At 66.0% G+C, this 16,377-nt stretch carries 13 protein-coding genes and 2 pseudogenes; 11 read left to right on the top strand and 4 right to left on the bottom strand.

The features are described from left to right. Window positions 1-4 precede the first annotated feature (4 nt). On the bottom strand, window positions 5-1,156 hold the full coding sequence (locus FBY35_RS05380; RefSeq protein WP_260848520.1) for an NAD(P)-dependent oxidoreductase: 1,152 nt from the start codon (window positions 1,154-1,156) through the stop codon (window positions 5-7). Between the two features lie 556 nt (window positions 1,157-1,712). Further along, window positions 1,713-2,669: an FAD-dependent oxidoreductase gene (locus FBY35_RS05375; RefSeq protein ID WP_142212680.1), complete on the bottom strand. Its 957-nt coding sequence runs from the start codon at window positions 2,667-2,669 to the stop codon at window positions 1,713-1,715. 66 nt (window positions 2,670-2,735) lie between these two features. Here FBY35_RS05375 and FBY35_RS05370 point away from each other — a divergent pair, with 66 nt between their 5' ends. Next, window positions 2,736-3,761: an oxidoreductase gene (locus FBY35_RS05370; protein ID WP_142212679.1), complete on the top strand. Its 1,026-nt coding sequence runs from the start codon at window positions 2,736-2,738 to the stop codon at window positions 3,759-3,761. Window positions 3,762-3,802: 41 nt separating this feature from the next. On the opposite strand, the pseudogene FBY35_RS05365 reads toward FBY35_RS05370, so the two are convergent. Continuing rightward, a pseudogene (locus tag FBY35_RS05365) lies at window positions 3,803-4,078 on the bottom strand (integrase core domain-containing protein); the annotation flags it as partial. A 390-nt stretch (window positions 4,079-4,468) separates the two neighbouring features. Between FBY35_RS05365 and FBY35_RS05360 the strand changes: the two are divergent. From FBY35_RS05360 to FBY35_RS36920, 7 genes and pseudogenes are all read left to right on the top strand, one after another. After that, window positions 4,469-5,269, top strand: a complete 801-nt coding sequence (locus FBY35_RS05360) for an alpha/beta fold hydrolase (protein ID WP_260848665.1) — start codon at window positions 4,469-4,471, stop codon at window positions 5,267-5,269. A 62-nt stretch (window positions 5,270-5,331) separates the two neighbouring features. Continuing rightward, window positions 5,332-7,701, top strand: coding sequence for a ricin-type beta-trefoil lectin domain protein (locus tag FBY35_RS05355; RefSeq protein WP_160159231.1), 2,370 nt, complete (start codon window positions 5,332-5,334; stop codon window positions 7,699-7,701). A 97-nt stretch (window positions 7,702-7,798) separates the two neighbouring features. Further along, on the top strand, window positions 7,799-8,359 hold the full coding sequence (locus FBY35_RS05350) for a discoidin domain-containing protein (RefSeq protein ID WP_260848519.1): 561 nt from the start codon (window positions 7,799-7,801) through the stop codon (window positions 8,357-8,359). A 92-nt stretch (window positions 8,360-8,451) separates the two neighbouring features. Beyond that, complete coding sequence (locus FBY35_RS05345; protein WP_142212676.1) at window positions 8,452-9,954, top strand: SGNH/GDSL hydrolase family protein; 1,503 nt, start codon at window positions 8,452-8,454, stop codon at window positions 9,952-9,954. Window positions 9,955-10,170: 216 nt separating this feature from the next. Beyond that, a complete protein-coding gene (locus FBY35_RS36925; protein WP_260848518.1) occupies window positions 10,171-10,299 on the top strand; it encodes a hypothetical protein in 129 nt (42 codons plus the stop codon). 95 nt (window positions 10,300-10,394) lie between these two features. Beyond that, entirely contained in the window at window positions 10,395-10,718 is a 324-nt protein-coding gene (locus FBY35_RS36035; RefSeq protein ID WP_160159230.1) for a glycoside hydrolase family 3 N-terminal domain-containing protein, read from the top strand. Then, window positions 10,646-11,033 (top strand): annotated as a pseudogene (locus FBY35_RS36920) (transposase); the annotation flags it as partial. The gene FBY35_RS36035 and the pseudogene FBY35_RS36920, both read left to right, overlap by 73 nt. Before the next feature lie 31 nt (window positions 11,034-11,064). On the opposite strand, the gene FBY35_RS05330 reads toward FBY35_RS36920, so the two are convergent. After that, the gene (locus tag FBY35_RS05330) at window positions 11,065-12,216 is read right to left on the bottom strand and encodes a chromosome segregation ATPase (protein ID WP_142212673.1); all 1,152 of its coding nucleotides are present in this window, start codon (window positions 12,214-12,216) and stop codon (window positions 11,065-11,067) included. Between the two features lie 1,001 nt (window positions 12,217-13,217). On the opposite strand from FBY35_RS05330, the gene FBY35_RS05325 reads away from it, so the two are divergent. From FBY35_RS05325 to FBY35_RS05315, 3 genes are all read left to right on the top strand, one after another. Next, window positions 13,218-13,922, top strand: a complete 705-nt coding sequence (locus FBY35_RS05325; RefSeq protein WP_142212672.1) for a SigE family RNA polymerase sigma factor — start codon at window positions 13,218-13,220, stop codon at window positions 13,920-13,922. A gap of 544 nt (window positions 13,923-14,466) precedes the next feature. Next, window positions 14,467-14,634: a hypothetical protein gene (locus FBY35_RS36030; RefSeq protein WP_160159229.1), complete on the top strand. Its 168-nt coding sequence runs from the start codon at window positions 14,467-14,469 to the stop codon at window positions 14,632-14,634. A 311-nt stretch (window positions 14,635-14,945) separates the two neighbouring features. Continuing rightward, the gene (locus FBY35_RS05315; protein ID WP_142212671.1) at window positions 14,946-16,133 is read left to right on the top strand and encodes a discoidin domain-containing protein; all 1,188 of its coding nucleotides are present in this window, start codon (window positions 14,946-14,948) and stop codon (window positions 16,131-16,133) included. The last annotated feature ends 244 nt before the right edge of the window (window positions 16,134-16,377 follow it).

Genomic DNA, 16,377 nt, shown 5'->3' with positions numbered 1-16,377 from the left:
TCCGTTACACCCATCCCAGTTCACGGGCGTTGACCGCGGACGCGCACCGGCCGGTCTTCGCCAGTTCAACGACGGCTTCGGCGACGAGCCGCGCCGACCGCCGCGTCGTGGTCGTCGTGTCACCGGCGCTGTGGGTCGTGATTGTGACGTTGTCCAGCACGCGCCAAGGACTGTCCACAGGAAGGGGCTCCTCGTCCTGCACATCCAGCCCGGCCCCGGCGATCCGCCCGGCTTCCAGACAGTCATACAAAGCGCCGGTGTCCACCAAGCGGCTGCGTGCCGTGTTGATGAAGTAGGCAGTCGGCTTCATCAGCGCAAAGTGGCGTGCGCTGATGAACCGCTCCGTCTCGCCCGTCAGCCGAGCGAACAGCTGGACGAAATCCGACTCCCGGAAGATCACGTCCAGATCATCGGCCCGCGCGACCGAGCACCGAGTCAGCACCTCATCGGACACGTAGGGGTCGTACGCGAGCATACGGGCGCCGAAGCCGCGCAACCGCTCTGCGAACGTGCGCCCCACATGCCCCATGCCGATCAGGCCGACTGTGCTGTCACCGATCTCGCGGCCGGGACGGCCGAAATCCTTGCGCCACCCACCGGCCTTGACCGAGGCATCTGAGCGAGCGATGTCCCGCGCCTCTGCGAGCATCAGGCCGACAGCAAGCTCGGCGACGGCCGATGCATTGCGGCCGAACACCGGCACAACAGCCACCCCGCGGGCGGTCGCGGTGGTGACGGCGACGTTCTCCAGCCCCGTGCGGGCCACACACACGGCCCGCAGCTTCGGGGCGGCTCGGAGTACCGCCGAAGGAACCGGAGCGAAGTGCACCGCCAGCACCTCGGCCTCGCCCACCGCGGCCAGGATCTCATCGGACACCCCCACCTCGGGCCCCTGCCATTCCATGGCCTGCTGCGCCGCGTGCTGCTCCGCCTTCGTCCCCGGCCAGTCGATGCTGTCGAGCGGGCCAAAGGGGGAAGCAGGGACCTCCGCCAGAGCGTCCGCGAAATACGCGGCAGGGATGAAACGATCACCGATGATCAGAACATGCAATGTGGTCACCTCGAGTGTCGGCTTCGGCCAGAGCTCCGCAGACTGTCGCATTGTGGCCTCGGGTGACGGCCGCGACACACATTGGATGCCTTTGTCCCGTGCCACCCCTTACCCGCAGAGCTCACCTCCGTCCACAGGGCAAGCCGATCGGCCGGGTAACAGCGGCAGCTGCTGGCAAGCCATTGCCGGAGGCGGTGCTCCTCAACGACGATGATCCCACCTCACGGGTCGGCGCGCCCAGCCATCAAGCCCGTCCGTCAGCGCGGCTACCGGCCGTCCCTCGGGGCAGCAGGCGGACCCGCAAACGGTCATCCGCGGCGATCCGCTCCCGCCACGTCTGCGGGTGCCGACACATCATCCGCCCAGGTCACGGGCTTGATCGCGTGACCGCAAGCCGCGCCCCCGGTCTTCTCGCGGACCAGCACGGTCGGCCGCCTTCGAAGTGCTGCGCCTGCTGCCGGTGAGCGACCGTGACAAAGACACCCCCCTCAACGGGGGCGCACGGCCATGCACTTGGAGTTTGAGATGCGCCGTATCACCACTCTCGCCGTGACCGCCGCGATGGCCAGTGGGCTGCTGTTCGCCGCCGCGCCCGCGCAGGCCGTGTCCGCCGCCCAGTCGGGCGCGCTGACCCGACGCGTCAGCGATGCCCCCTTTGCGGTCATCGCCCGGCCAGCGCCGCCGCCGATTCCGCGCAGCCCCAGGCGACCGTCACACCGGCGCCGCCGTGGCCGTAGTTGTGGACCAGCAGCCTGCCGCCCGGTAGTTCCTCGGCCTCGATCCGCACGCCGCTTGTCCGCACCGGACGCAGTCCCGCGCGGTGTCCGAGGATGCGCGCCCCCGCGATCTGCGGGCGGATACGCGCACACCGCTCGACGATCTCCTCGGCCGCCGCCGGATCCGGCGTGAGCCGCCAGTCGTCCTCCTCGGCCGTGCCGCCCAGAATCAGCCGGTCCGGCTGAGGGAAGAAATACGTCGTCTTCGCCGACGCCCGGTCGGCCGCGGTGAACCACTGGTCGATGCCCGGATTCTCCACCAGCACCAACTGCCCCCGTACCGGCTTAAGCCGGGTGTCCGCGACCAGCTCGCGCGCGCCGAGCCCGGTGCAGTTGACCACGACCCGCGCCCATTCCGACGCCTCGGCCCAGCTCTTCACCGTACGCGTCACGACTCTGCCGCCCGCGGCCTCCAACCGCCGTCGCAGCCAGCCCAGATGAACCGGCATGTCGATCAGCGGAAGCCTGGCCCACAGCCCGTTCCGGTACCCCTCGGGCAGCTCCTCGGCGCGGGCCTCGCGCAGACCCGCCACCTCGGCGGCCCACGGCCCCAGATCCGACAGCCGCTCATGGGCGTGTACGCCTGCTACCAGGCGTACCCCCGTCTCCTGCGGGCGGGCCGCGAGCTGCTCGTACACCCGCAGCGAGGCCAGCGACCATGCGCCGACGAACCCCAGCGGCTCGACGCGGTACGGCCACCACAGCGCGCCCGCCATCGCGGATGTCGTCTCCTGCGGCGCGTCCCGCGTCCACACCTGTACGCGGCGGCCACTCTCCGCAAGCACGATCGCCGTCGTCAGCCCTATGACCCCGCCACCCACCACCAACACGTCGCCGCTCATGACGGGACCGTAACCCAACGGCGGACGCTGTGCTCAGAACGGGTCATAGGTGGGGATACTCAGGACATGTCTGCCGTGTACGCGACCTTCGAGCTGGAGCCGGCGATGCGGGTCGGGGGAGTCCTCGCGGATGGTGGCCACCAAGTGCACCGGGACTTCATGGACTTCGTCGTCGACCGGCGGCCGCTGCTGTTCCAGCTCTGCGACCTCGATGCCGTCTCTCCGCTGGCCTCCGACGTACCGCCGGCGATACTCACCGCCCAGCTGCGCACCCTGATGCTGGACGCGCCGGCGCCATTGGCGGACGGGCGCTGCGTGATCTACGGCTGCCCCGAGTGCGAGTCCATCGAATGCGGCGCGGTGACGGCCGTCATCGAGTGCGACGGCGACGACATCGTGTGGCGGGACTTCGCCTGGCAGACGTCCGGGGCGGCGGACCTGGAACGCAACGGCTACCGCGGGATTGGGCCGTTCCGCTTCCGCGGCGATGCGTACCGCGCCGAGCTCGAACGCCTGCTGCCGGACGGCGAGGCCCCGCCACGGCGCCGGCGGGTCCTGCTCATCGGCGCGCGCGTCGCCCTGCTGGCCAAGCTCGCTGCGGCTCTTCGGACCATCGGCATCGGTGCGGACATCACCCAGGACGGGACCGAGGTCCACGCGGACGAACTCCTCGGCTACGGCGCCGTCGCCTTCGGCCACGCGGTCGCCGAACCCGAACGCGCGGCGGTGCGTGCGGCGTTCGAGGCGGCGGGCGCGGACGCGGCGTTTGTGGACGGGCTCGCCCCCATCATTCCCGTGCTGGTCGCCCAGATAGAACACGCCCTGGACCGCAGCCCGCCGCAGCGCCGGAGGCTGGTCGGCCTGACGTCGTCGGCGGGGGTGGCACACGTGGAGGTGACCTCGACGTGTCGGGTACGGCTCGTCGCGTACCGTCTGGACCGGCTGTACCGCACATACACGAGGGAGGTGTTCGACGGGGTGCTGGAACCGGGTGAGCACCGGGTTCCGGTTGAGGGGCGGGCGGTGAGGGGGCGGTCGTTCCTGGTGGGGCGGACGTTGGGGGGCGTGGTGGTGGCGCCGGTGGTGGGGTGAGGTCGTTTCTGAGGTTGATGCCCGGGGGCGGACACCGGGTTTCATGCGACGAGTGACAGCGTACGTGACGTGATCAATTGCTGTTCATACTCGCCTGGCGCGAGGTGGCCGAGGGCGGAGTGGCGGCGGCGCTGGTTGTAGTACGACAGCCACCCGAACAGCTCCAGCCGTGTCTGCGCCTTCGAGGTCCAGCGACTTCCGTGCAGCAACTCGCGCTCGAGGCCCTGGAAGAACGATTCGGCGATGGCGTTGTCATACCTTGAGCCGACGCGGCCCATGCTGCGGCGGATGCCGTGCCTCACGTCGGTGCACGACGCGGTGTGACCGGCCCGCGCCAGATCAGCCTGGAGATGGACCCTGCATGTAGTCGCCGAGAGGGAAGTACCCGTGCAGGTATTTTCCCGGTGTCCACAGCCGCCCCCTTGACTGGATACTCGGCCAACGCTCTCACAGAAAGTTATGGGAACCGGGAAGGGACGTCGACACTGACGGCCGCCACGGTGCCCCACAGGAGGGAGGTGTTGGACATAGCGTACGGACGCACCGGCTGGGAACGCCTGCCCTCACCTTATGCATGCGGCGCTCGCGCAGCCCACTTCTCCTGCCAGTCGTCCGATCATGGCTGAACCGAGACGAGGCCGGCAGGCCACAGCCTATCCCCCTCGGTTCAGCACCCCACACCCCGTACGTGAAGGCAGGCATTGCCCATGGTGGCCACTATTGTGCTGGTGCATGGCTTGTGGACCGATGAGTCGATCTGGAATGAGGTCACGCCGATCCTTCGGGGATCGGGATACTGGGTGAACACCGTGCAGCTACCCCTGACTTCGCTGGTCGACGACATCGCCGCCACCCGGCAGGCACTGGAACAGTGGCCCGCACCGGTCGTCGTGGCCGGATGGTCCTACGGCGGGGTGGTGGTCACCAACGCGGCGCTGCAGGCGCCGAACGTGACAGGGTTGGTATACGTCGCGGCGTTCGCCCCTGATGAAGACGAGAGCATCGCCGACATCACCAGCCGCTTCCCTCCCACTGCGCTGGCCTCCGCCATGCGCCCCACCGAGCGTGGCGACATGGCCCGCATCGACCACGACCTCTACTCGCGGGTCTTCGGCTCCGATGCCCCGCAATGGCGAGTCATGAGCATGGCCAGAACACACAAGCCGGCCTCGCTCCGCTGCCTGCACGCGCCGTCGGGCAAGCCCGCCTGGCTCCACACGCGCTCCTGGTACCAGATCTCCGAACACGACCACGCCCTCAACCCACGGGCCCAGCGGTGGATGGCCGAACGGATCGGCGCCACTACCGTCAGCCTGCCGACCGGCCACAGCTCGCCCCTGTCGCGTCCAGAGGAGGTCGCCGCCCTCATCACCGCAGCCGCAACCACCTGCCACACCCCGGGGACAGCTCGGCCGCCGACCGCCCTGACCCGGCGGCCGAGCGTTTCGGACACACCTCATTCCAGCGGTGGACCTCTTACTCAGCGTGGTCCGGCCCACCAACCGTGAACCATCCGCTCACGCGCAAGATGCACAAGAGAAACAAGATGCACAAGAGAAAGGAGAGTGCCATGAACCGACCAAGATTGTCGGCTGCGTGGGCGGTGCCCGTCGCAATGGTTGTTGCGCTGGTTCCAACGCTGGCTGCCCCGGGGTGGGCCGCGGAAGGCGATCCGGCGCCGACGTTGGGCACGCCGTTCAACTACATCAATGACGCCTACAGCAAGGCTGTCCAGGATATCTGGAATGATAAATCCAACGACGTGCAGGGCACAGGTGAGGTGTTCAACTTCGGTGGCATCTCCCATTTCCACGCCGGCAAGCATTGGGACCAGGCTTGGCTGCGCGACACCTCGTTCTCTGCTGACCTCGGTCTGGCGATCCCGTACCCGGACATCGCACGGAAGACCATCTCCAAGATGGTCCAACAGGATCCCAATAATTCCAATGCCAAGGTGTGGTACCAGGACCAGTCCGGACACTTTCCCAAGTGGCCGGACTTGACGGACTCAATCGTCGGAGCGGTCGGGGCCTGGTCTATCTACCTCACCGAGGGAAATACCGCAGACTTCAACGGCACTCAGTCGTTCCTGGATTGGAGCTACGAGCTGACACAGAACACCTTGAAGCGGGCAGAGCGCGAAGTCCAGGACTCGACCGGGCTGTTCAAAGGATGTTCTGTCTTCATGGAGTCGTTCAGCGCCTACCCCTCGAAATATTGGGAGGACGAGAGAGCGGGCTATGATTCGGCCGGAAAGAAGACCATGGCGCTGAGCACCAATCTGCTCTACTATCGCGGCTACCAGATCGCGGCCAAGATGGCAACCAAGTTGGGGAAAGCGACGGATGCGCAAACCTACACCAACAAGGCCGCAAATTTGAAGGCAGCCATCAATGGCAACCTATGGGATCAGGATAAGGGATACTACGCCTACTACGTCGAAGTAAAGAACACCGTAACTCGCGGCATCACGTCAGTAGGCGCCAAGTCAGACCGGATAGAGGGACTCGGAGAGGCACTTGCGATCTTGTGGGGGGTGGCGGACGACAATAAGGCGGCGAAGGTCCTGCAGAACGTACCGCGGATGACCGGCTTCCCGTCGGCGGGGATGCCCACCCTCTGGCCCAAATACCCCGAATGGGAAGGCAACGAAAGCGGCACAGACACCTCGCAGTACTACCACAACGGCATGATCTGGCCGTTCGTCCAGGGATATTGGGCCTGGGCCGCGGCATCGCAAGGCGACGTGGACACCTTCCACTCCGAACTGCGCAAGCTGCTGTCACTGCAGCACCAGACCGACACCTTCCAAGAGTTCTACAAGGACGACGGGAACCCCAGGCTCCCCGACGGCAGCCTCCGCGGCTCAGAACGCCAGTTGTGGAGCGCCTCGGGCTTCCTGGCCATGATCTACCACGGCCTGTTCGGGATGAACCTCACGGAGAACGGACTGGAATTCCGCCCCACGGTACCGGCCAACTTCAACGTTTCGGCCGCCAGGCTCGATAGCATGAAAATCAAGTACCGCAACGCGACTTTGGATATCTCCATCCTTGGGGCGGGCAACGCGATCAAGGAATTCAAGCTGGACGGCGCAAACCACGCCCCGATCATCCCCACCGACCTGACGGGTCAACACACCGTCCAGATCGAGATGGCCGGCAGCAGGATCGGACCGGTCACGGGCCTTGCCGGCAAATGCATCGACGTGCGTGGGGCCAATCCAGCCCAGGGAACGCCGATCCAGCTCCAACAGTGCAACGGCACGCCCGCTCAGCGAGTGACCGTTACCTGGGACCAATCGCTGCGCGTCCTCGGCAAATGCGTGGACGTGACGGGAGGAGGAATGAGTGACGGCACCAACATTCAACTCTATCCGTGCAACAACACCGGCGCACAACGTTGGGAGCCCACTTCTTCGGGAGGGATCCGAAACCCCCAATCCGGTCTATGCCTCGCCGTACCCGGAACCACAAGCGACGACGGAACCCAGTTGCAGATCAAGCCCTGCGTCAATGGCAGCGATCGGCAGAAATGGACTCTACCTGTACCGCGGGGCCCGATCAACCTCACCAATACTGCTGGACCGTGCATCGACGCGGCCGGCTCCAAGAACAACAACGGCACAGCGGTGCAGCTGTTCACCTGCAACGGCACAGATGCTCAGGTGGTCTACCAAGACGGAAGCAGCCTGCGCCTGTTGGGCAAGTGCATGGACGTGGCCGGCGGAAAGACGGACAACGAGACCAAGGTGCAGCTGTACGACTGCAACGGCACCGGCGCGCAGGTCTGGGAGGTCCAGTCCAACGGCGCGCTGCGCAACCCGCAGTCAGATCGCTGCCTGGACGACCCCGACGCGTCCCCGACGCCGGGCACTCAACTGCAGATCTACGACTGCAACGGCACCGACGCCCAGAAATGGTATCGGTCGTTGTTGTAGCCGACGAGTTCGGACGTGACGCCTTGTAAGGCGTCAGCGAAATGTACGTAAGCGTGCATCTCCGCTCGCAACGCTCGACTGAGGATGCTGCTCCAACGTGTCGACAGCCCGTCCCGGCCCTCGACACGTTGGAGCAGTTGAGGCCAGTGCGCACCGTCGGCGACGATGCCGACCACCCCGGCTGCTGGCAGGCAAGGCGAGTCGCGGGTCGGCGAATTGGATTGGTGTACTGCGACCCGCGGTTCAAGCGGCTGATCACCGCGATCCCACCACGCGCTGGTCCGGCCGGTTCTCCGACGCGCAGTGGCTCCAGGACGACCTCGGCTCGATACAGCCGGTCAGCCACGTACTCCTCAGCTGGGAGAACGCATACGGCAAGGCGTACCAGATCCAGACCTCCAACGACGCCACCAACTGGTCGACCATCCACTCCACCAGCAACGGATCCGGCGGCGTAGAGAACATCACAGGCTGTCCGGCTCGGGGCGCTACTTACGGATGTGCGGCACGGCCCGAGGCATGCAGCGGGGCTACTCGCTCTACTGCCTGCAGTTCTTCAGCAGCTGAACCCTTGGCCTCGGCCCTCCCGAGTGCCGCGGCCGGTGCTACCGCTGCTGTTCACCGCGGTCATCCGCCCCAGATTCGGAGACACCTGTGAGACGCATAATCGCTGTTCTGGGGCTGCTCCTCGCAGCCCTCACACCGACCTTCGTACTGTCGCAGCCAGCCGGCGCAGCCACGATCGGGGCGGTGACCGGCTATAAGGGCATGTGCCTGGACGTGCGCTCGTCAAACAACAACAACGGCACAGCGGTGCAGCTCTACACCTGCAACGGCACCGGCGCGCAGCAGTGGACCGCGCAGTCGAACGGGACGTTCCGGGCACTGGGCAAGTGCATGGACGTGGCCGGCGGAGCGAAGGACAACGGCACCTTGGTGCAGCTGTACGACTGCAACGGCACCGGCGCGCAGGTCTGGGAGGTCCAGTCCAACGGCGCGCTGCGCAACCCGCAGTCAGGGCGCTGCCTGGACGATCCCCTCGCGTCCCCGACGCCGGGCACTCAACTGCAGATCTACGACTGCAACGGCACCGACGCCCAGAAATGGCAGTTCTCCAATCCGGGCTGGAAAGGCGCCTGGGCCGCCGCTCCCTGCTCCAACGGACCCGCCTTCACCAACCAGACCATCCGCATGGTCGTTCACAGCACCACGGCAGGTTGGGGGGCGCGCGTGCGGCTGACGAACCGGTACGGGACCGCGCCGCTGGCTGTCGGCGCCGTCACTATCGCGACCCGGTCATCGGGCGGCACGGTGGCCTACAGCCAAACCGTCTTTTTCAACGGCGCGACCAGTGTCTCCATCCCCGCCGGCGGCGACCGGACCAGCGACTTGATCGGCGAGGTGTTGGACGCCGATCAGAGCCTCCTGGTCAGCATCTACCTGCCCGGATCCACCGGTCCCTCCACCTGGCATCCAGAGGCCCACGAGACCACCTACATCGCCTCGGGCAACCATGTCAACGACACCTCTACCGCCAACTACTCCGGCACCAGCACATCCTGGTACTTCCTCGACGGCCTCGACGTGTTCTCGGGCTCGCAAGACAAGAGGACCCTGGTCGCGGTGGGCGACTCCATCACCGACGGATCAGGATCGACCACCGGCGCCGAGGCACGCTGGCCCGATGACCTCGCCCGGCGACTCAACGCGAACGCGACACCGCTCGGCGTCGTGAACGCCGGCATCGGCGCCAACCGCGTGCTGACGTCCACGGCCACACCCGTCGGCGGTGGTCAGCAGGACAGCCTGGTCACCCGCTTCTCCCGGGATGTCCTCGACCAGCCGGGCGTCAAGTCGGTGATCCTGCTGGAGGGCATCAACGACATCGGCAACTCCCAGGTGACGACGCAGAACACCACCATCCCGTCCGCGCAGGACATCATCGCCGGCTACCAGAAAGTGATCGGACAGGCACACGCGGAGGGTATCAAGATCTACGGCGGGACGATCCTGCCCGACAAGGGCTCGGGCTACTACAACGATGCCCGTGAAACCACCCGCCAGGCGGTCAACACCTGGATCCGCACCCCCGGCAGCTTCGACGGCTTCGTGGACTTCGACGCCGCGATCCGCGACCCCAGCAACCTCAAGCAGATGAAGCCCGCCTACGACAGCGGGGACCACCTGCACCCCAGCGACATGGGCTACCAGGCCATGGCGAACGCGGTCGACCTGGACATGATCACCCGCTGATACCACCCGCAGGGATTACGCACCGGCTACTCGGCAACACCCAGATCGCCGCCGAGTAGCCGGTGCCACGTCGGCCGGCAGTGCGACGCGACGCCCGAACACCGGGTCCATGCCCCTTCGCGCATGGAAAAGAACGGAAGGAGACACGAGGACAACGACCCGGTTCAGGCGACGCGAGCGGGGTGTGGTCACCCGACTCGTCGCTGCCGGGACGCTTTGCGTCGCGGCGCTGTCGATCTCGCGGCGCAGGTAGCCGCCACCGCGGCGGGTACGGATCCGCTCGAGCAGCGCGTGACCGTTCTGCTGAGCCAGATGACCATCGCGGAGAAGGCGACGCTGCTGTAGGGCGTCATGCGCCCGCCCGGGGAGCCTGCGGTGGGGTACGTCGCCGGGGTTCCCCGGCTGGGTATCCCGCAGGGTTCACGGACGGTGCGGCCGGGGTGGGCGACGGGCAGGAGGCCACGGCGCTGTCGGCGCCGGTGTCGCTGGCGGCCAGCTTCGACACGACGCTCGCCGGCGGGTACGGCAAGGTGATCGGGCAGGACGAAGGCGCGCGCGGCTACCCAGTCCCGTACGCGCCGATGGTCAACATCGTGCGGCTGCCGCAGGGCGGGTGCGATTACGAGACGCTGGGCGAGGACCCGCAGTTGGCCGGCGCGATGGCGGTGGAGAACATCAAGGGCATCCAGAGAGACCAAAGACGCCGCGGATGGCAGGACGCCTGGCCGAGGACATATTCACCGCGCTGGACGAGCGGAAGGTGACCGTGCCAGGCACGGCAGCCGCATCGACGATCGTGCCCTCGCTCGCCGGCCAGCTGTTCGCCGTGCTCCATGCTGGAAGCCCAGATCAAAGACCTGCTGGAGGCCCACCCTCTTTCCCAGCTCCTGATGTCGCTGCCCGGCGTGGGCATCAGGACCGGTGCCACCCTGCTGGTCACCATCGGCGACGGCTCGACCTTCGCCACCTCCGGGTACCTCGCCTCCTTCGCCGGACTCGCCCCGGTCACCAAGTCCTCCGGCAGCTCGATCCGCGGCGAACGCGCACCCCACCGCGGAAACCGGCAACTGAAGCGCGCCAGGGAGGACTCCAGCGTTTTCACACTCGGGTTCATTGCACTCGCTCCAGCGCACCTCGCGTCTGCAAGGGTTGTGGTGCCGACGTGACAACGCCTTGGGTGAGTTGATCGATTTGACGGTGTGCGCGGTCGACTTCCGCGCGAGCCGCCTCAAGTTCTGCGGACAACGTGGCCAATATTTTCTGCTGCTTGGCCAGGCGCTGGTTTGCATGGCGTGCGTTCCTCTGCGTCTCGTGGACATGGGCGGTGAGCTGGTCCCGCTCTTCAGTCAACCGATGCACCGCCGACAGAGCGTCGTCGCATTGCCGTTTCGCCTGCTTGAACCCGGCCTGCGCCTCGTCACGGGCCTGGCCGGCCGCGGAGAGTGCGGACTCGGCTTCCTGCCGGACGGTCAGGGCATAGCGCTTCTCCTGTTCCGCCTGTTCCAACTGCCTGCGTAGCTCTTCGATCTCGTGCGCCGAGGCACTTGCCTGGTTCTGAGCCGCCTGGGCCGCCGACAGTGCCTCGGCCGACCTGGCGTGCATCGCCATCATCTCGGCGCGAGTCTGCTCCAAAACCTTGGTGAGCTCCCCGTTCTGGGCAACGAGCCGGTCGCGTTCGGTGACTGCTGCAAGCCGCAGCGCGGCGTCGTTCTCCGATGCCGCAGCAGCCGCGTCGTACGCGGCGCGGATCCTGCGGTACTCGGCTACCTTCCCCTGGGCCCGTTGTTCGGCTTCGGCAGCGTGGCGTTCGGCGGTCTCTGCCCGCTTCTGGTCCTCGGCCGCGCGTGCCCACGCGTCTGCGGTTACGCGCTGGGCGCTTTCGCGTTCGGCCTGGGCAACCGCAATCTCTGCGGCGGCCTCCGCCCGGATACGAGCCAAGGTCTCCTCCACACCCGCCACGCTGAGGCCCGTCGTCAACGCTTGCGCCAACATACAGCTCGCCTGCTGAAGCTGATCAACGATGTCCCAGGTTGCTGCGACCTGGCCCGTAAGTCCGCCTGCCTGTCGGTTGCGCTCCCGCTGCTGGGCAGCCGCCGCCTGGCACGCTCCGTCGTTGTCTCGGCAATACGGGTAGAGAATACCTCCGTTGTCCTGGTAAATCCCCCGGCCACAGTATGCGCAGCGGGTCATCTGTTCCTCGAAGGGGTGCTGTTCCTTGTGGCCCTCGTGTGTGCCGTCCTGGCCTTCGGCAGCGCCGCTCATATTGCGTCTCCGCTCATCCCTCCCGCCGGCATGCGTACGGGTGCCTTTGCCCACCGGATAGGCGACGGTAAAACCCTATGCCGCTCAGCACGTCCTAATAAGGTTCGATCACCTGAATCAGGCTGCCTTAAGGATGATTTGAGGGTCCGTTTAGATTTACACAACAACCTTTCAGAATCAAGTTGAATGAAAAACAGCCCGCTGTTCCGTGATGCTGCGGGGGGCTTGATGTGAAGAGCGTGGAGGTGAGTGTTTCCCACCCAGACGCTAACCATCTGCAGAGCGCGAGTGTGCGAGATTGCGCTCAGATGTGCGTCGTCAGCATTTCTCCTATGTGTCAGCCGATCCACATCGCCGTTCGGAGTCAACCTCCGCATGAAAAGATGCGGTCACGTCACGCCGTCGAAGAATTCTTTGATCGCGTCGCGGAGGCCACGGCGGCAGGTGGTATTGCCGGGCTCGTGATCTCGGCGTCCGCGCCGCAGTCATGTATCCGATGTCCTTGACTGGTGGTTGAGCAACGCTTCGCTGGACGGTGCGGCACCACCACGCCCCCGGTCCGACCCAGGGCGTTGTGACACAGATCACTCATCGCGCCTGCTGAAAAAGTCGACCCCACCCGCAACCCGGAGGTAAGCCGAACGTCTGTGGGGGTAGAGGCACGCCTCTTCCCCCAAGGGTGTCCGTCACGGGTAACCACCCGTGACGGACACCCGACTGATCCATCATCATCCGCGTTCAAGGATCGGTATGACTGCACTCCCCGCCAAGTCATCGAGCCTCAGCCCCGGCAGGATACGCACGGTTCTGGGAACGTCCGCCGTCGCTGCCGGGCTGGCCATCGGCTTCGCCAACGCTGTCGGCGGCGGTTCCAAGACCGCTGCCGACACGGCACTTGCGTCGCCGCCCGCTCTCGCGTCGGAAGCCCCTGCGGTATCGGCGCCCGTAGAGCCGGGCTCGCACGCAGCTCCTGCGGCGCCGCCGACGCCGCCAGGAGCTCCATGAGGACGGCGACAACCCCGACCGTCCCAGCCGGGGTCGGTGGTCCGCCGTCGGCTGCGTACAGGCCGGGGCTGTTCTTTGTCGGCGTCTCCGGCAGCGTGCTGAGCCGAGCATGGCACCGTCTGCTGCACGGCTCGTCGGACAGGCACAACTCATTCGGAGGCGAGCCTCCCCAGGCGCGCTCCATTACCACGTCCACGACGCCGGCCGCCCTGGGCAAGCCCCGCATCGACGAGCTCTACCACCACCGCAGACTGGGCCTGGTTCGTCTGGCGCTGCTCTTGGTGGACGACCTTCCAACAGCGGAAGACGTGGTACAGGACGCCTTCGCAGCGCTCTACCATCGCCACGGGGACCAACTTGCCCGCCTGGACGACCCGGAAGCCTATCTGCGCACCAGCGTCCTCAACACCGCCCGCTCGGTCCTGCGCCGCCGCCGGACAGCGCGTGCCCACACTCCCGAACGGGTGGGACACGCACCACCGGCCGAAGAAGCCGTACTCCTGCGCGAGGAACATCGCGAAGTCCTCCACGCTCTTCGACGTCTCACCCAGCGTCAGCGCGAAGTGCTGATCCTGCGCTACTGGTCCAACCTCACCGAGGCCGAGATCGCCGACGCCCTGGGACTGTCCCGCGGAACAGTCAAGTCCACCGCCAGTCGCGCCCTCGATGCCCTCAGCCGGCAGTTCGAAGCCGAACAATGAACGATCAACACTCCCATCGTGTCGAAGGCCCCCTGGAACGACGACTGCGGGCCGCACTCCAGGCCCGAGCCAACGCCGTTGACCTGCACGACCTTCGGCCCGCCTCCCCGCCACTTGGTAGCGCGGCGGTCCGGGGCTTGGTCCGGCGCGCGTTCTTGGCGCTGTTCGGCCTGGCGGCGGCAGCCGCCTGCGTCCTGCTCCTCATGAGACAACAAGAGACACCGACACCGGTCAAACCTTCGCAGACCCCCTCGGTGTCCCACCTCCCGAACCCGACATCGCCCCCCGCCCCCGCCCCGGCCCCCGGCCCCGACCCGCCACCGGAGATCCCGAACACCACAGGAACCAAGGGCATCCACGACGGCACGCTCACTCCCACCGCGCCAAGCCCGAAGGCCAACTCCCGCACAGCCGACACAGACCCGACACCCCGCCGGACGCCCCCCGAGGCCCACAAACAACCCTCCCCCATCACCACACCCACCCCGGCGTCTCCCCTCGAGCCATAGCCCAAAGGCCTGAACCGCCTGCGGCAGAATCCGCATTGCGCGCGCTCGTCGCCGTCCGCCGGCAGGTCCGCTTCTGGCGTGACGAACTGAAGCACGCGTCGCGGATGCGTGTGGCCATGGTCGAAACGGTAGTGCTCAGCGCGTCGATAAGGCGCCTCGTGGCGCACAAGGTCCGCTCGATCACCCACCGCTCCGGCAGGTGAGGGCGACCGGGCGGCAACTCCCGACTCATTGTGACGGACGTCACTGATCTGCTGTTGGAAAGCGTACTGCGACCCGCAACCAGGGCGCAGGCCGCACGTCTATGGGGGAAAGAAGCACCTCCCCAGAGGATGTTCCGTAGGGGAATCCCCCCGCGGCGGACGTCCGACCAGTCAATCAACACCTGGCCCCACCCGCGACATTGACACACCGCCGCACCGGCCCATCGCCTGCCTGCGACAACGCGGGACAGTTCCGCCACCCCACGCCGATCCACTCGTCGGCGGACCCATCTCAAGGACAAGGACGAGCAGTGACCCACCCGCGACAGCGAACAACAGCAGGGCTCCTGGCGCTGACCGCCGCACTCACCACATCAGTAACGACCGGTGCCACCACGGCCCAAGCGCGGCACGCAGGGTCAAAGGAAGATCAAATCAAAGACGCGGTCGAGCTGTGCAACAACCCGTCAGGGCTAGAAGCCAGGCTTACCATGAACCAACAGCTTTTTGGCTTTGGCCGAGGGTGGTGCGAGTTTGTCACAGAGGGAAAGCAGCAGTACATCAAGCGCGACAGTAAAGTGGTCGATCCTCTCTTCAACTGCACCAGCCAGCCCCAGACAAATCAATATGCGCAGGCGCACGCGGTTGCGAATGGTTTCTCCTATACATTCACTTGGGGGGCCAGTCTCGACTTGGGTGTGGTCAAGGCGTCGGTTCAGCACTCTCTCGGCTTCTCTGTCACGGAGACCGAAACCACAACCATCACAAAGGGCCTGACCGTAGCGCCCGGCCATGTCGGCTGGCTTGAGGCCAGGATCCCGATGGTGGAGCTGAAGGGGCACTTTGTGCTGCACCTGAGAGACTCGTTTGACGTATCCGACAACTTCCCTGATCTGAAGAACAATGGCAACCAGAAGAACACGGGTTATGACCAGGATTGGGTAATTCCCCTGGAGGGCACCGTGAACGTGGATGTGCTGGACAAACCGCAGCTCGACGACGGCAAGGTCAATGCCGTCGTCCAGGGGCGCACGATGAACTTCGACGAACGTTTGAGCAGATGCGATGAATCCGGGTTCGTGGACGTGGCGCAGGGCAAGAAGGGTAGCGCGTCCTCGAACCCCGAGGCGGCTCCACAGGCGCTCGACGACAACCTCCAAAGCTGGTGGTGGTCGGCGGGAAACGCGAATACCCATGCCGACGGGGAATGGATATCGGTAGACCTCGGTAGCCCACGGAAAGTCCAGTTCGCCCGTATCTGGTGGGGCGACAACCAATGCTACAACTACGAGATCCAAGCCAAAGTCAACGGTGAGTGGAAGACCACCAAGGAAGTCTTCGACGGGTGGTCAAACCCACATATCCTGGAACTGGACGAGCAAACAGCCGCCTCCAAGTGGCGGGTGTACTGTACCCGAACCTGGAACCCCGAGCGGACAGACGGGTACTGGAACTTTTCGATCAAGGATCTGGAACTGTACCCGGCCATCGATGGGTGACACCTGCCTACGTCACGACCAGGCGATGGCAGGTCACTGATCCCGCCGTGACGCGATACGTCTCTCAGCGGCGCGACATGCCTCGCTGGGCAACGAAGCTCCGGTCCGGTGAAGAGTCCACGCACGGACACCCCACCGCCGGAGCTTCGTTGTCCAGCCGCGTCTTCACGGTACGGGTACCCGCAGCTGCCCTGTCACACCTGCTCAAGAAGACCCGGTTGCCCCACGGATACGCCCACACACT

Source organism: Streptomyces sp. SLBN-118 (genome assembly GCF_006715635.1).
GTDB lineage: Bacteria > Actinomycetota > Actinomycetes > Streptomycetales > Streptomycetaceae > Streptomyces.
This window is presented reverse-complemented; position numbering and strand designations above follow the sequence as displayed.